The 20016-nt window shown below is 68.9% G+C and carries 20 protein-coding genes; 4 read left to right on the forward strand and 16 right to left on the reverse strand.

Going from position 1 to position 20016, the window contains the following annotated elements; genetic code table 11:
- Positions 1-35 precede the first annotated feature (35 nt).
- Both J3476_RS24735 and J3476_RS24740 read right to left on the reverse strand, forming a co-directional pair.
- The gene (locus J3476_RS24735; protein ID WP_286183667.1) at positions 36-770 is read right to left on the reverse strand and encodes a universal stress protein; all 735 of its coding nucleotides are present in this window, start codon (positions 768-770) and stop codon (positions 36-38) included.
- A gap of 52 nt (positions 771-822) precedes the next feature.
- On the reverse strand, positions 823-1413 hold the full coding sequence (locus J3476_RS24740; RefSeq protein WP_207068952.1) for a hypothetical protein: 591 nt from the start codon (positions 1411-1413) through the stop codon (positions 823-825).
- Between the two features lie 190 nt (positions 1414-1603).
- On the opposite strand from J3476_RS24740, the gene J3476_RS24745 reads away from it, so the two are divergent.
- Together J3476_RS24745 and J3476_RS24750 are read left to right on the forward strand one after the other, a co-directional pair.
- Positions 1604-3541, forward strand: coding sequence for an NAD(P)/FAD-dependent oxidoreductase (locus J3476_RS24745; RefSeq protein WP_207068953.1), 1938 nt, complete (start codon positions 1604-1606; stop codon positions 3539-3541).
- Between the two features lies 1 nt (position 3542).
- Entirely contained in the window at positions 3543-4568 is a 1026-nt protein-coding gene (locus J3476_RS24750) for an alcohol dehydrogenase catalytic domain-containing protein (protein ID WP_207068954.1), read from the forward strand.
- Between the two features lie 7 nt (positions 4569-4575).
- On the opposite strand, the gene J3476_RS28070 is transcribed toward J3476_RS24750, so the two are convergent.
- Complete coding sequence (locus J3476_RS28070; RefSeq protein WP_307726977.1) at positions 4576-5007, reverse strand: pyruvate kinase; 432 nt, start codon at positions 5005-5007, stop codon at positions 4576-4578.
- Positions 5004-6413, reverse strand: a complete 1410-nt coding sequence (locus J3476_RS24755) for a pyruvate kinase (RefSeq protein ID WP_286183668.1) — start codon at positions 6411-6413, stop codon at positions 5004-5006. Before J3476_RS24755 ends, J3476_RS28070 begins: the two co-directional genes overlap by 4 nt.
- Positions 6414-6633: 220 nt before the next feature.
- Here J3476_RS24755 and J3476_RS24760 point away from each other — a divergent pair, with 220 nt between their 5' ends.
- Positions 6634-7398: a universal stress protein gene (locus J3476_RS24760; RefSeq protein WP_207068955.1), complete on the forward strand. Its 765-nt coding sequence runs from the start codon at positions 6634-6636 to the stop codon at positions 7396-7398.
- A 19-nt stretch (positions 7399-7417) separates the two neighbouring features.
- Positions 7418-7921, forward strand: a complete 504-nt coding sequence (locus J3476_RS24765; RefSeq protein WP_207068956.1) for a flavodoxin domain-containing protein — start codon at positions 7418-7420, stop codon at positions 7919-7921.
- A gap of 31 nt (positions 7922-7952) precedes the next feature.
- Here the strand turns inward: J3476_RS24765 and J3476_RS24770 are convergent, their stop codons facing one another.
- The 12 genes from J3476_RS24770 to J3476_RS24825 form a co-directional block, all read right to left on the reverse strand.
- Complete coding sequence (locus tag J3476_RS24770; protein WP_207068957.1) at positions 7953-9428, reverse strand: AAA family ATPase; 1476 nt, start codon at positions 9426-9428, stop codon at positions 7953-7955.
- A gap of 109 nt (positions 9429-9537) precedes the next feature.
- The gene (locus J3476_RS24775) at positions 9538-10422 is read right to left on the reverse strand and encodes a universal stress protein (protein WP_207068958.1); all 885 of its coding nucleotides are present in this window, start codon (positions 10420-10422) and stop codon (positions 9538-9540) included.
- Positions 10419-10886: a hypothetical protein gene (locus J3476_RS24780; RefSeq protein ID WP_207068959.1), complete on the reverse strand. Its 468-nt coding sequence runs from the start codon at positions 10884-10886 to the stop codon at positions 10419-10421. Before J3476_RS24780 ends, J3476_RS24775 begins: the two co-directional genes overlap by 4 nt.
- Positions 10887-10987: 101 nt before the next feature.
- Positions 10988-11785 (reverse strand): HPF/RaiA family ribosome-associated protein, encoded by a 798-nt coding sequence (locus J3476_RS24785; RefSeq protein ID WP_207068960.1) that lies wholly within the window; start codon positions 11783-11785, stop codon positions 10988-10990.
- Positions 11786-11831: 46 nt separating this feature from the next.
- Positions 11832-12338, reverse strand: coding sequence for a hydrogenase maturation protease (locus J3476_RS24790; RefSeq protein WP_207068961.1), 507 nt, complete (start codon positions 12336-12338; stop codon positions 11832-11834).
- A 7-nt stretch (positions 12339-12345) separates the two neighbouring features.
- A complete protein-coding gene (locus J3476_RS24795; protein WP_286183672.1) occupies positions 12346-13824 on the reverse strand; it encodes a Ni/Fe hydrogenase subunit alpha in 1479 nt (492 codons plus the stop codon).
- Positions 13825-13834: 10 nt separating this feature from the next.
- The gene (locus J3476_RS24800; protein ID WP_286183673.1) at positions 13835-14464 is read right to left on the reverse strand and encodes an NADP oxidoreductase; all 630 of its coding nucleotides are present in this window, start codon (positions 14462-14464) and stop codon (positions 13835-13837) included.
- Entirely contained in the window at positions 14461-15174 is a 714-nt protein-coding gene (locus J3476_RS24805; protein ID WP_207068962.1) for a 2Fe-2S iron-sulfur cluster-binding protein, read from the reverse strand. The genes J3476_RS24800 and J3476_RS24805 overlap by 4 nt, the downstream gene beginning before the upstream one ends.
- Positions 15171-16991, reverse strand: a complete 1821-nt coding sequence (locus tag J3476_RS24810) for an NAD(P)H-dependent oxidoreductase subunit E (protein WP_207068963.1) — start codon at positions 16989-16991, stop codon at positions 15171-15173. Before J3476_RS24810 ends, J3476_RS24805 begins: the two co-directional genes overlap by 4 nt.
- Before the next feature lie 185 nt (positions 16992-17176).
- On the reverse strand, positions 17177-17800 hold the full coding sequence (locus J3476_RS24815) for an LUD domain-containing protein (protein ID WP_207068964.1): 624 nt from the start codon (positions 17798-17800) through the stop codon (positions 17177-17179).
- On the reverse strand, positions 17797-19260 hold the full coding sequence (locus J3476_RS24820; RefSeq protein WP_207068965.1) for a LutB/LldF family L-lactate oxidation iron-sulfur protein: 1464 nt from the start codon (positions 19258-19260) through the stop codon (positions 17797-17799). The genes J3476_RS24815 and J3476_RS24820 overlap by 4 nt, the downstream gene beginning before the upstream one ends.
- Positions 19257-20006 (reverse strand): (Fe-S)-binding protein, encoded by a 750-nt coding sequence (locus tag J3476_RS24825; RefSeq protein WP_207068966.1) that lies wholly within the window; start codon positions 20004-20006, stop codon positions 19257-19259. The genes J3476_RS24820 and J3476_RS24825 overlap by 4 nt, the downstream gene beginning before the upstream one ends.
- Positions 20007-20016: the final 10 nt, after the last annotated feature.

The following is a 20016-nucleotide window of genomic DNA, read 5'->3' on the forward strand; positions in this document are numbered from 1 at the left end:
GATCCGCACAGCTCGAGCCTCGCTCAGAGGCCTACTCAGCCTCGGACGACCAGCACCGAGCAGTCGGGGAATCCGTGGATGGGGTGGCTGTTGGGGATCGTCAGCGACCCCAACGCCTCGGTGTCGGCCGGGCCCACCACCGCCAGTCCGATCCGCGGGTCGGACTCGGTGTTGTCAACGTGGGACCGCAATCCTGCGGCGTCGGTGACGATCTCGACGTGCACGTCGGGATATCGGCGAACCCAGCTGTCGGTCCGCTGGTCGATCTGGCGCACGGTGGCGCCGCGCAATCTGCCCTCGTGCATCGCGGCCCGCACGACGTCGTCGTTGGCGGGCTCGTCGGACAGCACCACAGTGATCACACCGTCGGTCTGGGGCGTGCCGTCCCGCCGGCTGCGAATGATCGCCACGGGGCAGGCGGCCCGCTGCGCCAGCCGCGCCACGGTCGGACTGAACAGTGCTGACTCGTCGCAGGGCCGGGGGTGGGACCCGACACAGATCAGCGACGCCCGCCGCGACTCGCAGACCAGCACGTCACCCGCGCGGCCCGGCAACGTCACCACCTCCGTGGACGCTGAATCGTCAGCCTGGTGCGCGGCGTCTTCGGCTCGGGCGAGGACGGCCGAAACGACGGCGATGTCCCCGGGTCGGGATTCGGGCTCCGCGGCGAGCGCGTGCACGATCCGCAGCGGCACGTCGCGGTCCACGGCTTCGGCGACTGCCCAGGTCACCGCGTTGAGCGCCGAGCGCGACCCGTCGACACCGACCACTACAGGACCGCGTGGCGGCGTCACTGATGTCCAGGCCGGCACAGCACTTCTCCTAACCGGCCCGATTGGTTCGGCCGTCGTCGTTGCCGGCCAGGTCGTCGAGCGCGCGGTCCCACTCGGTGTACCGGGCCCGGTCGAGTCGGTGGCGCAGCAGCGCCCAGGCTCCGACGCCGGTTCCCGCGACCGTCAACCACCCCGTGAGCGCTGCCACCACGGCCTGGCTCACCGCTTCGTCGTCGGTCAGCGGCGCAGGCACCCGTTGACCGTCTCTGTCGACCCAGATGTCGACGGGGTCGCCGGCATGCAGCTCGGCAGTTCGGACCGAGTCGGTGCGGGTGATGCCTACGAACTGCCACTGGATCTGGGTACGAAAGGATGTCCCGGAAGCCTGGGAGACGGATGTGCTGTCGCTGACCGCTGTCGCCCGCAGTTCGGTGCGCTCGCTGCGCTGAGCGGCGAACTGCCGCGCCAGATCGTCGTGCAGCGCGGTTCCGGCAGCGCCCGCCACCGGGATGGCCAGGACGGCCAGCGCGACGATCAGCAGCACAGCGATGGTCTCGACGCGGTCGCTGCTGCGCACCAGGGGGTTTCGGGCGACCAGTCGCTGAAACCAGACGCCGAATCCGAGCGTGAAGGTCTGCATTGCCGACTCCGTGTACAGGTAGACCGGGACCGTGGTGACGATCCGGATGATCGTGTTCGATTCTCATCGGCCTCCGGTCGCGCGCACAGGGGCAAAGGTCCCCCCGCGGCGGGCCGATGGTCCGGGTCTTGAGCCGCACCACCCGCTCCCGTTACGCTACTTTTCGTAGCGAAATATTGAGAGGTCGCCCGTGACGAGGTCGTTTCACTCCGCACGCCCCTTCTCCACGCCGACGAGCGAGATCGCCGCGGCATTGGAGGAGGTCAGCATTCCCACCCTGTTGCTGTCGATGGTGCATCTGACCGGTGACCCTAGCTTCGTCCGCGACTTCGCGCAGGCCGGCCTGTTCCTCAACGAGATCCAGGGCTTCATGAGCGAGGAGGACAAGGCCCGGGCTCGCGCGGCCGCCCTGCCGGCGATCGTGCAGTATCGCGACCGCGGCTGCCCAGTCCCGGAACCCCTGCCGGCTGCGCTGGTCAAGGAGATGCTGGACTGGGCGGCCGCCGAACCGGTGGACGAGGACAACCTGGCGCTGGTTCTCGAGGAACTCGACCTCGACGCCGCCGACCCGCGCCGACCCGCGGCGCTGGACCCCGCCCACACGCAGGATTTCCGCGTCGCCGTCATCGGGTGCGGCGAATCCGGCCTCCTCGCTGGGATCCGTCTCCGCCAGGCCGGGATTCCATTCGTGATCCTGGAGAAAAACGGCGGCCCGGGCGGAACATGGTGGGAGAACAGCTATCCCGGCGCTCGCGTTGATGTGGCCAACCACCTCTACTGCTACAGCTTCGAACCCAGCAACCACTGGGAGCACTTCTTCGCCGAGCAACCCGAGCTCGCGGCCTATTTCGACGACGTGATGCGCCGTCACGAGCTGGAGCCACACGTCCAGTGGAACACCGAGGTCGTCTCCGCGGTCTGGGACGACGACAAGGCAGTCTGGACGCTCACGGTGCGCACCGCCGACGGGACCCGGACGCAGACCGCCAACGCGGTCATCACCGCGGTCGGACAACTCAACCGACCCCAGCTGCCGGACCTGCCGGGCCGGGACACGTTCGGCGGGCCGTCTTTTCACTCGGCCCGCTGGGACCACGAGGTCGACCTGACCGGCAAACGGGTCGCCCTGGTGGGGGCGGGGGCCAGCGGCTTCCAGATCGCGCCGGCGATCGCCGAGCAGGTCGCCCACCTCGACGTCTTCCAACGGACCGCCCAGTGGATGTTCCCGAACCCGATGTACCACGACCGGGTGCCCGACGGCGCGAGATGGGCGATGGACCATCTCCCGTTCTACGCCCGCTGGTACCGCTTCCTGCTGTTGTGGCCCGGCGCGGACAAGGGGCTGGACGCGGCACGCGTCGATCCGGACTACCCCGACCAGGCCAACGCGGTCAGCGAGGTCAATGCCCTGGCGCGGATGATGTTCACCGAGTGGATCACCAGCCAGGTCGGTGACGACGCGGACCTACTGGCCCGGGTTCTGCCCGACTACCCGGCCACCGGAAAACGCACGCTGCAGGACAACGGGAGTTGGCTGACCACGCTCAAGCGGCCCGACGTGCGTCTGGTGCGCACCCCGATCGAGCGGATCACGCCGAGCGGTGTGGTGACCGTCGACGGTGAGGCACACGACGCCGACGTCATCGTCTACGCCACCGGGTTCCGCGCCACCGAACTGCTGGCCCCCCTGACCATCACCGGCCGCGACGGCGCCGATCTGCACGCCGAATGGGGTCGGCGGCCCTACGCCTACCTCGGCGTCACCGTGCCCGAGTTCCCGAACCTGTTCATGATGTACGGGCCCGGGACCCATCTGGCGCACGGCGGAAGCCTCATCATGCACTCCGAACTGCAGATGGCCTACATCAACTCCTGTCTCGAGCACCTGATCGGGGCTGGGGCGCGCGCGATGGAGCCGCTGCCCGGGCCCACCGAGGAGTGGCACCGGCGCACTCAGGAGCAGATCGCCAAAACGGTGTGGGCCCACCCGTCGATCGCGCACTCCTACTTCAAGAATGCCGACGGCGAGATCCACACGGTCAGCCCCTGGCGACTGTGCGAGTACCGCGCGTTCCTCCAGAACCCGGACTGGTCCCAATTCCACGTCCGCGCCGACGAGACGGTCTGACGTGCGGTCGGTGGTGGTCGACGGGTCCGGTCGAGTCAGCGTCGAGCAGCGCCCCGACCCCGCGCTTCCCGGGCCCGACGGCGCCGTCGTCGAGGTCACCGCGACCGCCATCTGCGGTTCGGACCTGCATTTCCTGGAGGGGCACTATCCGGTCACCGAACCCGTGGCACTGGGCCACGAGGCGATCGGCGTGGTGGTCGAAACCGGCTCGGCAGTCCAGTCTTTCAGGCCCGGGGACCGCGTCCTGGTGTCCTCGGTCGCCGGCTGCGGCCGCTGTGCGGGCTGCCGGACCAGGGATCCGGTGGCCTGTGTGCGGGGTCCGCAGATCTTCGGGTCGGGCCTGCTGGGTGGCGCGCAGTCGGATCTGCTCGCGGTACCCGACGCCGACTTCCAGCTGTTGGCGATGCCGGACGGCATCACCGTCGATCAGGCCCTGTTGTTGACCGACAACCTGGCCACCGGATGGGCCGGCGCCAAGCGCGCCGACATCCCGATCGGCGGGACGGTGGCGGTCATCGGAGCGGGTGCGGTCGGTCAGTGCGCGCTGCGCAGCAGCTATGCGCTGGGTGCCGCACGCGTTTTCGTGGTCGACCCGGTCGCCTGGCGACGCCAGCAGGCGACCGTGGCAGGTGGGCACGCCGTCGCCCCTCCTGGCGCGCACGCCGTCCTCGAGGCCACCGACGGACTCGGCGCCCACAGCGTGATCGACGCCGTGGGCACCGACGGCTCCCTCGACGACGCCCTGTCCTGTGTCCGCACCGGCGGCACGGTCTCGGTGATCGGCGTCCACGACCTGACGCCCTACCCGTTGCCTGCACTGATGTGCCTGCTGCGCAGCCTGACCTTGCGGATGACCACCGCACCGGTCCAGCAGACCTGGCCCGAGCTGATCCCGCTGCTGCAGTCGGGCCGGCTCTGCGTAGACGGGATTTTCACTGCGGCAATGCCGCTGGCCTCAGCACCGCAGGCCTACGCCGCCGCCCTGGCTCGCGCCGACGACCATCTCAAGATCCGCCTGGAACCCTGAGGGGAGCTCACGGCACGTCGGCGGTGGCTGGATCGCGGTACCACGAGTGCAGCTGAGACAGCAGGGCGGTCTTCTTGTAGTGGTGGTCGGCCATCCGCGTGAGGATGTCGTCGAGCACCTCCACGGCGTCGTCGATGTGGGGCCCCTTGTTCAGCATGACGCACTCGGCGCGCTCCCCCATCGCGGCGTCGCTGATCTCGGCCCGGGACGGCAGACCGCTCTTGGACATCTGATCGAGGACCTGGGTCGCCCAGATCACCGGCAGATGGGCGGCCTCACACAACCACAGCGTCTCCTCCTGCACCTCGGCCAGCCGCTGGTAGCCGACCTCGACGGCCAGGTCACCGCGCGCGATCATCACCCCGACCCGGGGACGGCGCATCGCGGTCAGGAGCAGGTGCGGAAGTCGCTCGAAGGCGCGGCGCGTCTCGATCTTCAGGACGACACCGACCCCGTCGCCCCGAGCCGTCCCAGCTCGTCGTGCAGCCGAACCACGTCGGACGGGTGTTGGACGAACGACATCTGGACGACATCGGCGATCTCGGCGACAGTACGCAGATCGTCGATGTCCTTGTCGGTCAGCGCCGGCACCGGCAGCGCGGTATCGGGGAGGTTGATGCCCTTGGCGGCACGCAGTTTCGTGCCCTCCGGCGCCGCCCGCCCGATCCTCACCTCCACCACGTCGGGATCGACAGCGACCACGTCACCGCCGATCCGGCCGTCGTCGAAGAACACCTTCTCGCCCACCCGAGCGTGACCGAACACCTCAGCCAGCGTGCACCCGATGCTCGGCGTGCCCGCAGGCTCGGGCGAGACCGGCGAGCAGTCCCGGGTGAGCCGCAGGGTGTCGCCCGGACGCAGCACCAGGCTCTGCTCGTGTTGCGGCAGCGGACCGACTTCGGCGGCATCGTCGGCGCCGTAGACGCGCAACACCGTCCCGCTGGCCACATAGGAGGTCTTGTCGGTGCTGACGACGATGCCGCCGACACCGCGCTGCGACGTCAACAGGGTGCGCTTCGCCCCGCGGGTGTCGTAGAGCGCGAGGACATCCGTGTCCGTCCGGCGCGCGAGCCACTCTGTGGGGACCGGCAGCGTCACCATTCCGGGCTCCGGGGGTGGAGCCGGGGACGACTGGGAGGTCAGCCAGGCGCGGGCGGGCGCCATGACGTGGCCGAGGTCGTCGCGGTGGGGCCGCAGTTTGACCACGCGCGGCCCGGGCGCAATCGGGCCGGTGCGCAGCTTCGGACCCGCGAGGTCCATGGCGATCAGGCAGCTGCGTGACGTCTGCTCGGCGGCCGCGCGCACATGCCGCGCCATCGCCCGCCAGGCTTCGGGGTCGTCGTGCGCACAGTTGATCCGGGCGACGTTCATCCCCCGTTCCACGAGGCGGTGAACCAGCTGTGAATCCGTGGCGGCTTCCGACGGCAACGTCACCATGATGCGTGTCGAGCGACCGGGTGGCGCCGCGCCGAGCAGTTCGACCGTTCGACGGTCCAGCACCGCCCGGCTCTCCTCGGCGCCGACCGCACAGGGCGGCGGTGGACACCAGCTGTCCTCGATCATGGCCGCCACCGCCGAGCGCACCAGCCGCAGAGTCGCCTCCACGTGGGGCTCGCTGCGACCCAGCGACGACAGCCCGAATGCGGCCAGCCGCTGCTGCAGGTCCCGCAGATCCACGCCACGCATGGCCCAGTAATGGGCGAGGTTGCGCGCGCTCGCCCGGTAATCTACGTCGACGGCGTCGATCCAGTGCGACCAGGTCTCACCCGCCTGCTCCAGCCGCTGCAGCAGGCCGTCGATACCGTCGAGCAACCCGAACAGTTCCGCGCGGGTGTCGTCGGCCATGAGCGCAGGCGTGTGGCGGTATGCGGTCACGGGCTTGCCCCAGCGCTGATCTCCTCCATCGTCGCAGCACCCTAACGCCCGCCGGTTACCTGCCGGTGAACACCAACCCCGCAGCGACGTTAACCCTGCCGCCCCGTGCCACAGGTGACGAAGGGCCCTACGGCGTTGCCCGCCATCGTCATAGCGTGAACGGAAATACGCAGCTGACAGGGAGCGGATGATGACGACGACGACATCACCGGTGATCGTGGGGATCGACGGGTCCGACGCAGCAGTGAACGCCGCGCTGTGGGCGGTGGACGAAGCGCTCGCTCGCGGAGTGCCTCTGCAGCTGCTGTACGCGACGAAGCCGAAGCACCTGGGCACCGACGACTACAACGCCGACGTCCATCGCGGACGCGAAGCACTGCAATCCGCCTGTGCCGCTGTCGAAGCGACCGGCAAGGCGGTGGACGTCCGGACTGACCTCGTCGACGGCCCAGCCGCGGTCGCGTTGGTGGAGCGGTCTGCGCAGGCCGAGTTGATCTGTGTCGGCACCGTCGGGATCGACCGCTATGCGCGTTCGATCCTCGGTTCCACCGCGACCGAGATCGCGGAGAATGCGCAGTGTCCGGTCGCCGTGATCCGGCCGCAGGACGACGAAGCAGACCACGACATCGACTGGATCGTCGTCACGCTGGACGGACGTCCCGAACACACCGTCGTCGTGGAGCGGGCCATGCAGGAAGCCGAATTGCGTCATGCGCCGGTGCTGGCGTTGGGTGACGATCAGGTGACCACCTGGCAGCAGCGTTACCCCGGTGTACACGTCTACCCGATCGCCGACGAGGGGGACATCGCGCACTTCCTGAAAAAGCACGACGAGCGGGTGCAGCTGGCGGTGATCGGCAGTGACGGGACCGACGAACTGGCCCAGATCGTCGGTCCGCACGGTCATCCGGTGTTTCGGCACGCACACTCGTCGGCCCTGGTGGTCCGGTCATGACGGCACCCCAACGGCAATCGTGACCGGGTCGCGCCCGCGGGTGCTGATCGTGTTCGCGTCCCGTCGTGGCGGCACGGCGGGTTTGGTGGACATGATCGGCGATGCCCTGGAGGCCGAGGGGTGCAGTGTGATCATCTCTCCGGCCGATGGGGTGGCCGACTTCTACGAGATCGACGCGGTGATCGTCGCGGGATCGCTGTACAACAGCCGGTGGCATCGCCACGCGAGTCGCTTCGTGCGCCGGAACGCAGCCGTGCTGCAGACGCTGCCGGTCTGGCTGGTGTGCAGCGGACCGTTGGACGATTCCGCTGCGCGCGAGAAGATTCCGCCCACCAAGCAGATCGCCAGGTTGTCGGCGCTGGTCGATGCCCGCGGTCAGGTGACGTTCGGCGGGCGGTTGCAGCCGGGAGCTCGGGGGCTGCTGGCACACGCCATGGCCAAGACCCGAGCCGGCGACTGGCGTGACCCGGAGCACGTCGCATCGTGGGTGGCTTCGGTGTGTGAGCAGCTGCAGGCACGATGACCAAGGCTCATTCGGCGATCGGACGTGCCCCTCACCCGGCGAGCCGACACACCCGCTCCAGCTCGGCCGCCGTGTCGGACACCGGCACCGACGTGTCGACCGGCAGGGCTTCCGGCCACCGCTGCTCACCCTCGCCGAGCGCGGTGGCGATTTCCGGGGTGGCGTCGGAGGTGGTCGCAGTACGCGTCGAGATTCGCTGCACAGCCTCAGAAATCGGTACTGTGCAGGCGAATTCGACTACCGGCGAATGACATTCGGCGCCGACAGACCGCGCCTGGTCGCGGTGCCGCCGGTCGCGCCACGTACCGTCGACGATGACCGCCCGTCCGGTTCCGAGTGCTGCGTGCGCACGTCGCAGCACTGCGTCGTACACCTCGGTGACGTTCTGTGGTGCGTAGAGCCCGCTGTGCAGGTCACCGACCGCACCTGAGATGGTGCCGGCTTCGCGCAGCTCACGCCGCACGTCGTCGGTGGAGATCACCACGGCGTCGAGGCGCGGGGCCAGCGCATGAGCCAGTGTGGTCTTGCCGGTTCCGGGTCCGCCGCCGATGATCACCAGCGGTACCGTCGCCCGCTGCAGATGCGCCAGCGCGATGTCCAGATGGGCGCGGGCGTCGGCCGCGGCGTCGTGGTGACCCTGGGTGACCCGCACGCAGTCGACCTTCGCCCGCACCACCGCGCGGTAGGCGACGCAGAAGTCGCGCAGCGATCGCGGAGCCGGATCGTCGGCGCTGCACAGGTATTCGTCGAGAAAGAACTCGCCGAGATCCGCCCGGCCCAGGTATTCGAGATCCATGGCCAGGAAGGCGGCGTCGTCCACCCCGTCGACATACCGGAGGCGGTCGTCGAATTCGAGGCAGTCGAGCAGGACCGGACCCTCGGGCATACAGAAGATGTCCTGGGCCAGCAGGTCACCGTGGCCGTCGACGACCCGGCGCCCGGCGATGCGCGAGGCGTAGAGCCCGCCGCGGCCGGCCAGGAAGCGGGTGGCCAGCCGGGTGACGTCGGCCAGTGTCGCCTCGGCCAGTACGGCACCGGCGTGGCGCCGTAGTTCGGTCAGATTCTCCTGCCACCGCTCGGTCAGCGCAGCCACGGTGGCCTCGGCGTCGACCGCCCCGCCACGCTCGGCGGTGGCGTGAAATCGCGCCAGCACGGCGGCGATGGCGCGGAGTTCGGCGTGTACCGGTACGCGCGAGCGGACGAGGACGGCCAGGCGGGCGGCCTCGGGATAGCGCCGCATCACGATGACCGGTTCGGACGGCCCCTCCGGGCTGTCGAAACGGCCGATGCCCAGATAGCTGTCCGGAGCCAGTCTGCGGTTGAGCTCGACCTCACGAGCGCAGGATTGTTCGCGGCGTGCCACACTGCTGAAATCGAGGAAGTCGGTGACGACAGCCTTCTTGGTCTTGTAGGCCCGGTCACCGATCAGCGCCACCAGACCGGTGTGCGTCTCGTGCACCTCGGCGCTGAGGTTTCCAGGCGTGGTCCAGGGTGGCGTGCCGGTCATGTGCGCCACCCTGCCGCGAAACGCGTTCGGGCGAAAGGGCCGGAAGGCCCTCCGGCGTCGCGCCGGCGGCGTGGCCGACCGACTCAGGGCGGCGGTGCGGCAGACCTGCTCAGGGCCGACGTGCGACGATGACCGGTATTCGCGCCGCGTGCACGACCGCCGAGCCGACCGACCCCAGAAGCAGCCCGGCGAAGCCGCCGCGGCCATGACTTCCCACCACCAACAGCTGGGCGGTCTGCGACTCCTCGATCAACCGGTGCGCCGGATTGTCCTGACCCACGACCCTGTGCACGGTCACGTCCGGGTAGCGCTCGCACCACCCGGCGAGACGCTGCGCCAATTCCTCGTCGGCCTGGGTCGCCAGTTCGTCGGTCGGCACGTCGAACGGGAAGTCTGCGCTGTTCATCCACGTGTGCACCGCCGTGAGGTCGACGCCGCGGCGCGAGGCCTCGTCGAAGGCGATCGCCGTGGCGGATTCCGAGGCCGGTGAACCGTCGACACCGACGATGACAGGCGCGGTCGCAGAAAAACCCCCGTCGGGCCGGTCGGCGTGGATGACCGCGACCGGGCAATGCGCGTGCTGCACCAATGTCGAACTGGTCGAGCCCAGCAGCAGTCCCCGTAATCCGCCCATGCCCCGGCGCCCGAGCACGATCATGTCGGCCCCAGTGGACACCTCGATGAGTGCGGGCATCCTGGCACCCGTGAGCACCGTGGTGTGCACCGGGAATTCGCGGGATTCCGAGACGGCGTCGACGACCACCCCCAACGCGTCGTCGACGATCTCCTGGGACCGGCGGTCGCGCTCGGCCAGGTACTCCTGCGGTAACGCGACCGGGAAATCCAGCCAGGGCCCGACCTCGTCGGCGGGCTGCACGTGCACGATGGTCAGCGGTACGTGCCGCAGTGCGGCGTCACGTGCCGCCCAGTCGACGGCTGCGTCTGAAGACGGCGAGCCGTCGACCGCGACGACGATGCCGTGACCGTCGGTCATGTCGCGCGCGAAGATGCTGCGGCGGCCCCGGACGGGTTGTGCTGCAGAATTTTTGGCACGCGACGATACCCCGCGAACGTCAGATACAGGCCCAGTACCGCCATCACGGCATAGGCCGGCAGCCAGATCGGGGGCATGTCGACGAGGCGCTGCGCGAGCGCGGCCGCGGTGTCCGGGAAGGCCAACAGGAACAGCCCGCGCGCCACCAGCAGCCAACCGACCAGCGACACGATGATCGCCGGGGCGCCGTGCCAGCGCTGATGGAACGCCACGATCGCGATGCCCCCCAGCAGCGCGAAAGCCCCCATCACGAAAGGCCACAGCGTCGAGGCGGCGAACTCCTCCAGCAGCGCGGACATGTCCGGCGCCCGGACCGCCACCACCACCGAGAGCACCAGGAAATAGGGACCGAGAACACGGGCGAACCGACGAGTCGGTTCGTCGACTTCATGCGCGACACTCATGTTCACCTCGCTCGGACGGCAGGATCTTGCTCAACCACACGCCGCGCCGGGTCCTTCGCGCTAGGGTACAAAGTCCCGGATCGAGCGCGCACCCGGGACGTTCACGCCGAGTCGACGGCCGGGGTGATCACGCCGTAGTTGCCGTCGATGCGACGGTAGAGCACGCTGGCACGGCCCTGGGCGGCATCGATGTAGAACAGGAACGGCAGAGCGAGAAGGGCGAGCCGTTCCACGGCGTCCTGCTCGCGCAGACAGGGCGGCGCCGCATCACTGACGGTGACCGGCCGGTGGAACTCGCCCAACCCCTCGGCGAGATCCGGCGCCACCATCGCCAACCGGTAACCGGTGGAGCCTGCGCGGTACATGACTCCGACGGCGCCGGTGGCCTTCTCGGTGAACAGATGGAAGTCGTAGTCGAGCAGATCCATCTCGTCGGCCGCTTCGTCCGCGGTGCAGGGCGCCATCGCGAACGTCTTGCGCCGGATGACTTCCGCCTCGTCCGCCGATCGGATCGGATGCCCGGGCCGATGCTCTTCCGCCCAGGGGCGCCGCGGTGCCCGCGCACCCTTCTTGGGTAGCTCCCAGTGCTCGGCAAGGTGTTCCAGTTGGCGCTGCAGGGCAGCTTCGAGCCGGTCGATGGCCTCTCGGGCGCTCGCCCCGTGGACCTGTGCCCGCACGACCCGTCCGCTGACGTCCAGGTTTCCCTGCGCGACCACGGGGTTCTGCACCGCCGGGTCGTGGTGGCGGGCCAACTTCACCCGCGCATACAGCACCGGTCGGTGGGCCAGCCGCCCCAGCTCGCCGATCTTGGTCCGCGCGTAGTCGGCCGCGCCGGGGAATTCCCCGTGCGAGGTGACGTCGACGTCGAAGACAGGCTGCGCATCCGTTGTGTTGCTCATACCTCTAGTACTACGGCGGGTAGCAACTGCGCGGGAGGGGCTAAGGTCACCTGTCGACGGCAGCCGTGTCGACTGTGTCCACCGTGGCGTGCAGCGCCGCCCCCAGGTTGTGCAGTGCGGCGTCACTCAATCCCTGCGCGAGCTCCCACTGATAGCCGCGTATCGCCAGCAGGTACGCCTCGGGCACGGAGTCGAAACACTGCCGCGCGGTGGCCAGGATGGCCGGCACCGAGATGGCGTGCGAGGTGAACGTGAGATCCATCTTCGCCTGCGGCCTGGTCACGGCGAACGTGTCGACTGCGCTGTCCTTGGTGGCGTCGACGAACAGCACGCGCCGGTAGTGGTGGATCAGATCGGCATCTTCGAGGTTGAGCTGATAGGTGTGCCGCAGTTGCGGCGTCGGGCCACCGCGCGCGGCCAGGCGTGCTTGCAGGCCGTCGACGTAGGCCCAGCCGAGTCCGTCGTCCTGGCGCCCTGCGTTACCGATCCCGAGCACGAGCGAGGACTCGCAGGACAGCAGATCCCTGGGTAGGCAGAGAGTTTCAGCGGACATGGGGCCTTCAGCGGACGCGGTGATCGATGACGTGGCCCCCCGAGTCGACCAGCGACACCGACAGCGGCATCTGTCCCAGCGCGTGCGTGGCGCAGCTCAAGCAGGGGTCATAGGCCCGGATGCCCACCTCGATCGCGTTCATCATGCCCTCGGTGATCTCCGCCTGCCCGCCCAGATAAGCCTCGGCCACGCTGCGCACGGTCTCGTTGAGCACGTGGTTGTTCTGGGTGGTGGCCACGATCAGGTTGGCGAAGGTCACGTTGCCGCCGCGGTCGGCGCGATAATGGTGCACCAGTGTGCCGCGCGGGGCTTCGACGACACCGACCCCCTCGCCCACCCAGGCGTGCTCGCCCGGCGACACGACCAGGTCGCCGGCGACGATGTCGGGGTCGTTGAGCAGGTCTTTGACGACTTCGGCGGCGTGGATGATCTCGATGGTGCGGGCCCAGTTGGTGTGCAGGGTCATGGAGTTGGCCGACCCGTCGGTGTAGGCACGGAACCGCTGCAGGGCTTCGGCGGCCAGCGGGGTCGGCAGCGTGTCGGTGACGTTCATCCGCGCCAGCGGACCGACCCGCACCGAACCCGCGTCAGGCCCGAGTTCGGTCAGATAGGGGAATTTCATGTAGCTCCACTGCTCCACCCGCTCGGAGAAGTGCGCCAGATAGTCGCGGTAATCGAATTCCCGGATGACGTCCCTGTTCCCGTCGACCACGCGCAGGTGCCCGTCGTAGTAGTCGACGTTGCCGGCGTCGTCGACCAGGCACATGTTCAGGGCGGGCACAGTGGCGAACCGGTCGACCTGTGCGCGGTGCGCGTCGTGGAAGTCGTGGAACATCTGCAGGCCCAGCTGGGCGTCGTCGATGACCTGATCGACCGATGGCAGCCCGTCGTCGCCGTGCAGGAACCGCTCGACCTCGGCCGCGGTCAGACACTTGTTGACCCCACCGGGAACCGACGAAATGCCGTGCATCCGCTTGCCGAAGACCGCCTCGATGACCTCCTGGCCCCATTTACGCAGCCGGACAACACGTTTGACCAGTTCTGGATTGGCTTCGATCAGTCCGATGAAGTTGCGTTGTTCGGGTGCGGCGTCGATGCCGAACAACATTTCGGGCACCACCAGGTAGAAGTAGGCCGTCACGTGCGACTGCAGCATCTGCGCGTAGTGCCCGAGCCGGCGCATCTTGACCGCGGTGGGGGTCAGCGCGGTTCCCGACGCCGGCCCGACCCCGATCATGTCATCGAGTGCCTTGGCGCCGGCGAGGTGGTGACTGACGAAGCAAATTCCGCAGATGCGTTGCATCAACACCGGCGCCTCCCAGTACGGGTGCCCCTGGATGAAGCGCTCATAGCCGCGGAACTCCACGACGTGCAGCTTGGCATCGACGACGTTGTGGTTGTCGTCGAGTTCGACCACGACCTTGCCGTGCCCCTCGATTCGGGTGACCGGATCGATCACGATGGTCTTGCGGGAGGACATGGTCATCGATCCCCGTTCACTCGAAGTGGTTGAGCGAGGTGGGCAGGTCGACAGGGCGGCCGTGCACCAGGTCCTCGAGCACGGTGAGGATGGCGTCGGCGCTCGGCGGGCAGCCCGGGATGAAGTAGTCCATGTGCACGACCTCGTGACAGGGGTGGACGTTGTTCGTCAGCACGGGTATCCGGCGGTGGTAGGGCACCACCGGCATCGCGTCGGGGGGCGCGGTCGGCGACCGCGGGTAGGCCTCGGCCAGACAGTCTGTGAGGCCGACCGGGTTGCGCAGCGACGGCACGCCACCCCAGATCGCGCAGGCGCCCACCGAGATCAGCACATCGCAGTTCTCCCGGAAGTGCCGCAGCGTCTCGATGTTCTCGTCGTTGGCGACCCCACCCTCGATGAAGCCGATGGCGCAGCGCTGCGGGATGCGCTTGATGTCGGTGAAGGACGAACGCAGAATGGTGATCTTGTCGAGCAGATCGATCATCCGCTCGTCGATGTCGAGCAGCGACAGGCTGCATCCCCAACAGCCGCAGAGGCTGATCATCGACACCTTGATCTTTCCGGCCCTGGCGGCGGCGATCTCGGGATCCAGTGCCGTCGCCGGAAGTTCGTGGGAGGCTACCTCGATCGGTTCCGACGCGGTCACCGGTCGGCTCCTCGCGCAGCGTCGAGGGCCCGGTCTTTGACCGATTCGACGTCGTAACGCCGCCGGCCGATCGGCTGGTCGTAGCCCACGCCCTTGTGCAGGATCGTGCCCACCGGACAGATGTCGACGGCCTGCTGGATCTGCTCGGGCGGCATCTTGTCGGCCAGCTCGGCGTCGATCTCGATGCGGGCGTGGGTGCCGCGGCCGCTGATGGAGAAGATCTTCTTGCCGGTGTCGCGGTCGCGGATGAACTCCACGCAGCGTTGACAGAAGATGCACCGGTCTCGCTCCAGCCAGATCGACTGCGCAGCATGGTCATTGACCCGGCGGGGGAACTGGTAGGGGAACGGGGAGACCACCATGTCCACTTCGTAGCCGACGGCCTGCAGCGTGCACCGGCCGGACTTCTCGCAGCTGGGGCAGTTGTGCGTGCCCTCGGAGAACAACATCTCCACCAGCGCCTTGCGTGCGGCGCTGGTCTCGGGTTCGGCGACCTCGACTCGCATCCCGTCGGTGACGGTCACCGTGCAGGCCGCCATCACCCGGCCGTCGACCTTGACCGAACACACCCGGCACGTCCCCAGGGCGGGGTGGTCGGGGAGGTAGCACAAGGTGGGGATGTACACCCCGGCAGCGGCCGCGGCGTCGACGAGCGTCGCGCCTTCGTCGGCGGTCACGGTGACGCCGTCGATCTCGATCTGAATGCTCACACTGACTCCTGGGGGGCGAGTTGCGCGACTGCGGCACCGTGATCGGTCAGTTCGGCCTCCGGGTCGAAGGAGGGCAACAGGTCCGCGACCGTCGCGCGGGGCCGCACCGGGTAGATCTCGGGGAACTTGGTCAGCGTCGTCAGGATCGGATTGGGCGACGTCGCGCCCAGCCCGCAGCGGCTGGTGTGCGCCACCACCCCGCCCCAGGCCACCATCTCGTCGAGGTCCGACGACGTCGCCTGCCCGTCTGCCACCAGCGCGACCTTCTGCCGCAGCAGCACGTTGCCGGCCCGGCACGGGACACAGATGCCGCACGACTCGTCGACGAAGAACTGCATGAAGTCACCCACCACGTCGAGCAGATCGCGGTCACCGTTGAACACCATGAAGGAGCCGTTGCAGGACAGGTCGTCGTAGCCGAGCGCGCGGTCCGCGTCGGCGGCGACGGACAGCATCTCCCCGGACGGGCCGCTGATCTGCACCGCGCGCGCATCGTGCGCGCCGATCATGTCGAGGACCGCGCGCAGCGTGGTGCCCCACTCGACTTCGTAGATGCCGGGTGCGGCGCAATCGCCGGACACGCTGAGCAGCCGCGTGCCGGTCGAGCCCGGGGCACCCACCGCGGCGAACCAGTCCGCTCCGTGGTCCATGATGTGGGCCGCGGCGGCGAAGGTCTCGACGTTGTTCACCACCGTCGGCATTCCCAGGTAGCCGCGCTGGACGGGGAACGGCGGTTTGAGCCGGGGAGTGCCCCGCTTGCCTTCGCACGACTCGATGAGTGCGGATTCGTCTCCGCAGATGTAGGCGCCGGCTCCCAGTTGGATCCGGATGTCGAAGCCGCCGGAGCCATGACCCAGCACGCCGCGTTCCCGGAGCGCGGCGAGCCGACCCTCGAGGTAGGCGACCAGGTAGGCGTATTCGGCTCGCAGGTAGACGATCCCCTGGACAGGCACGGCGGCACTGTCTGCACCGGCTGCACCGACGGCGTGCGCGGCGATGGCCATCCCGGCGAACACCGTGTCGGGTTCGTGCGTCAGCAGCGCCCGGTCCTTGAAGGTTCCCGGTTCACCTTCGTCGGCGTTGCAGATGATGTATTTGGTCGCCCCCGGCGCCGCCCGGCAGGTCTGCCACTTGGTGCCGGTGGGAAATCCCGCTCCTCCCCTGCCCCGCAAGCCGGACGCGGTGATGGTGGCGATCACCTCGTCGGAGGACTGCGCCCGGCATCGTGCCAGCAACCTTTCGTGGTCGGTCTCGCCGCGGAAGAACACCGGGCCGGTGGTGTGCACGGCGCTGCCCGACAGCGCCTCGACGTAAGCGCGGTGATCTCGGGCCAGCCCTCGCGGGTTGGCCAGCTCCTCGGGGGTGCTGCCGCCCCTGAGGCCGGCAACGATCTCGCCGACGGACTCGGGGGTCAGGTCGGTGAACACGACTCCATCGATGAGCATCGCCGGTTCCTGGTCGCTGAGCCCGATGCACGCGGTCTCGAACAACCCGAACTCCGCTGAGGCGGGTTCGCCGAACCGGACACCGGCCTCGCGTTCCAGCGCCGCATACACCTCGTCATACCCGTGCATTTTGGCAATGACCGTGTTGCTCAAATAAATTCGGTGGCGGCCGGCCGGGGCGGTGTGGAAGAAGTGGTAGAACGTCGCGGTCTCGAGCACGTCCTCGACGGAGATCCCGAGCCGGTCGGCGATCGTCGCCGCGGCTTCGACCGGGATGTATCCGGTGCGCCGCTGCACCTCCCACAGCATGTCCAGCAGGCCGGTGCGGTCGCGGCCGTGGGCGTCGAGCATGGCTGCGATGTCGGTCGTCATCGTGGCAGTACCACCCACCCGTGCGGTTCGATGCGGTCGCCGCGGGACGATGGGCGAACGGCACGACCTCGGCGGCGCGCACTGTTCGGGGCTTCCCGATCACCCGAGAGCAACCTGTGGCGTGCTCGCGAAATTACCACAGGCGTCAGGCGTTCCGCTCGCAGACGAGAACCCTCCGGGCAGGCTCACCCGATGACGAGGACGTCGAGGGTGCGCGGTCCGTGCACGCCCTCGACACGGTTCAGCTCGATGTCGCTGGTGGCGCTGGGGCCGGAGATGAACGTCAGCGGACGGTGCGGATCCAACGCGGAGAAACCCTGCGGCACGGTGTCGACCACCTGATCGGCACGGACGACACAGATGTGGTGGTCGGGTACCAGCGTCAGGGCCCGTCTGCCCTGGGCGACTCCGCCGTCGAGGACGATGGTGCCGGTGGCGGCGATGCCGAGCGCGCAGCCGGTCACGACGGCGTCCACCTCGTCGAGACGTCCGACCGGGAGCGGGTCGGCCGGGTCGTCGAACGCCACCTGGAGTCCGTCGACCCACCGCCGGGGCAGGTCGGCCGGTGCGACGACGTGTCCACCGGGCGCGAGCAGGCCGGCAATGGTGGCGGCGATGCCGGATTCGTCGATCCGGTGCACCCGGGCGCGGTACTCGTCGACGGTCTCGGTGAACCGGTCGACATCGCCGGTCTCGCGCAGGGGTCGACGGTCGTAGCGGCGCTGCACGTCGCCCGACGCCGAGCCGGATTCGGCCAGGGCAGCACGAACACGCTGCAGGATCACCGTTTTCGCGTCACCGTTGCTCATCCCGAAGACCGTCCCCGGGTGCGGGCCCACCACTGCCGGAAGGTCTCGGGTGGGGGTTCGGGGAGGTCGCGGCTGGCGGTCCAGCGGGAGGCCGGCCACGGCAGGGTGGTGATCCGGTGGTCGCTGCCGGCCACCATCCGGCCGGCCGACAGCGCTTTCTCGGCGAGCGCGAACCGTCGCGGCGACGACATCGCCCACGCCGCCGCCGTCATCGCGGCGTGCTGGCCGCCCGGTAGGCCGCCGCGTTCGCTGTCGACCTGAGCGGCCCGCAGATGTACCAGGATCGACGGGATGTCGATGCGCACCGGGCACGCGTCGAAACACGCCCCGCACAGCGACGACGCGTACGGCAGCGACGCGTTCGGGTCGTGGGGACCGGTGGTGCCGGTCAGCTGCGGACTCAGGATGGCGCCGATCGGGCCGGGGTAGATCGACCCGTAGGCGTGCCCGCCGGTGCGCTCGTACACCGGACACACATTCAGGCAGGCGCTGCAGCGGATGCACTTGAGCGCGTCGCGACCCACCTGGTCGGCGAGCACTCTGGTGCGGCCGTTGTCGAGCAGCACCAGGTGGAACTCGGCCGGACCGTCGCCGGGATGCACGCCGGTCCACATCGAGGTGTACGGGTTCATCCGCTCTGCGGTCGACGAGCGGGGTAGCAGCTGCATGAACACTTCGAGGTCGGCGAACGTGGGCACCACCTTCTCGATCCCCATCACGGTGATCAGCGTGTGCGGCAGCGTCAGGCACATCCGGCCGTTGCCCTCGGACTCGACCACCGCCAGCGTGCCGGTCTCGGCGACCCCGAAGTTGGCGCCGCTGACCGCGACCTTGGCCGAGAGGAATTTTCGGCGCAGGTGACGCCGAGCCGCCATCGCCAGCACTCGGGGGTCGTCGGTCAGTTCGCCGGCATCAGGCATCTCGCGCGTGAAGATCTCGCGGATCTCGGCGCGGTTGCGGTGGATCGCCGGAACCAGGATGTGGCTGGGCTTGTCGTGCCCGAGCTGCACGATCAGCTCGGCAAGATCGGTTTCCACAGCGGTGATGCCGTGCGCTTCGAGGTGCTCGTTGAGGCCGATCTCCTGGGTGGCCATGGATTTGACCTTGACCACCTCGTCGGCGCCGGCGGCGCGGACCAGGGAGGTGACGATCGCGTTCGCCTCGTGGGCGTCTCGCGCCCAGTGGACCACTCCCCCACGCGCGGTCACGTTGGCCTCGAGTTCTTCGAGCAGCTCGGGCAGCCGGGCCAGCACGTCGTCCTTGATCGCACTGCCGGCCTCGCGCAGCTCTTCCCAGTCGGCACACTCGCCCACTGCGCCAAGCCTTTTGGTACGAATCGTGTGGGTGGCATGACCGACGTTGCGCCGCATCTGGGTGTCCCGCAGTGCCCGGCGCGCGGCCTCGGGGAACGGCTCGTCGCCGCGGAGATTGCCGCTGCCGGGCATGCCCAGGAACGTCATCGCGGACTCACGGTCTCGGTCGCGGCCAGGATCTCGGCCAGGTGCACCGTCCGCACCCCGGACCGGATCCGCGAGAGGCCGCCCCCGATGTGCATCAGGCATGACGAGTCACCGGCACTGCACACTTCCGCGCCGGTCGCCATGACGTGCGCCATCTTGTCCGCCAGCATCGCGGTGGACGTGTCAGCGTTCTTCAGCGCGAACGTGCCGCCGAATCCGCAGCACGACTCCGCATCCGGAAGCTCGACCAGGGTGAGGCCGCGCACGTTGCGCAACAGGCGCAGCGGTTTGTCGCCGACACGCAGCAGCCGCAGCGAATGGCAGGTCGGGTGGTAGGTCACCCGGTGCGGATAGTAGGCACCGACGTCGTCGACACCGAGGACGTCGACGAGGAACTCCGAGAGTTCCCACGTCCGTGCGGCCAGGGCGGCGGCCCGCTCGGCCAGGCCGGAATCCCCGGCGCGGCGGGCGACCATCGCGTGCTGGTGGCGCACCGAGCCGACGCAGGACCCCGACGGGGCAACCACGGCGTCATACCCGGCGTTGTCGAACTCCTCGACATGGCGGCGCACCAATGCGGTGGCCTCGGCGAGGTAGCCGGTGTTGACGTGCATCTGTCCGCAGCACGTCTGGCCCGGCGGGAACAGCACGTCGTGCCCCAGCCGCTCGAGCAGTTCGACGGTGGCGATGGCCGCCTGCGGGAACAGCGCGTCGGCCAGGCAGGTGACGAACAGGGCGATGCGCATCGGTCCCCGA

Source organism: Mycobacterium sp. PO1 (assembly GCF_017312405.1).
GTDB lineage: Bacteria > Actinomycetota > Actinomycetes > Mycobacteriales > Mycobacteriaceae > Mycobacterium.

Excerpts from the sequence above, each read along its gene's own strand:
- J3476_RS24790 (WP_207068961.1), bottom strand. The coding sequence starts at position 12,338 with ATGTCCGCTGAAACTCTCTGCCTACCCAGGGATCTGCTGTCCTGCGAG.
- J3476_RS24755 (WP_286183668.1), bottom strand. The coding sequence starts at position 6,413 with ATGGCCGACGACACCCGCGCGGAACTGTTCGGGTTGCTCGACGGTATC.
- J3476_RS24820 (WP_207068965.1), bottom strand. The coding sequence starts at position 19,260 with ATGACGTTCCTGGGCATGCCCGGCAGCGGCAATCTCCGCGGCGACGAG.
- J3476_RS24780 (WP_207068959.1), bottom strand. The coding sequence starts at position 10,886 with ATGAGTGTCGCGCATGAAGTCGACGAACCGACTCGTCGGTTCGCCCGT.
- J3476_RS24815 (WP_207068964.1), bottom strand. The coding sequence starts at position 17,800 with ATGAGCAACGGTGACGCGAAAACGGTGATCCTGCAGCGTGTTCGTGCT.
- J3476_RS24770 (WP_207068957.1), bottom strand. The coding sequence starts at position 9,428 with ATGACCGGCACGCCACCCTGGACCACGCCTGGAAACCTCAGCGCCGAG.
- J3476_RS24775 (WP_207068958.1), bottom strand. The coding sequence starts at position 10,422 with ATGACCGACGGTCACGGCATCGTCGTCGCGGTCGACGGCTCGCCGTCT.
- J3476_RS24740 (WP_207068952.1), bottom strand. The coding sequence starts at position 1,413 with ATGCAGACCTTCACGCTCGGATTCGGCGTCTGGTTTCAGCGACTGGTC.
- J3476_RS24785 (WP_207068960.1), bottom strand. The coding sequence starts at position 11,785 with ATGAGCAACACAACGGATGCGCAGCCTGTCTTCGACGTCGACGTCACC.
- J3476_RS24795 (WP_286183672.1), bottom strand. The coding sequence starts at position 13,824 with ATGACCATGTCCTCCCGCAAGACCATCGTGATCGATCCGGTCACCCGA.
- J3476_RS24760 (WP_207068955.1), top strand. The coding sequence starts at position 6,634 with ATGACGACGACGACATCACCGGTGATCGTGGGGATCGACGGGTCCGAC.
- J3476_RS24825 (WP_207068966.1), bottom strand. The coding sequence starts at position 20,006 with ATGCGCATCGCCCTGTTCGTCACCTGCCTGGCCGACGCGCTGTTCCCG.
- J3476_RS24810 (WP_207068963.1), bottom strand. The coding sequence starts at position 16,991 with ATGACGACCGACATCGCAGCCATGCTCGACGCCCACGGCCGCGACCGC.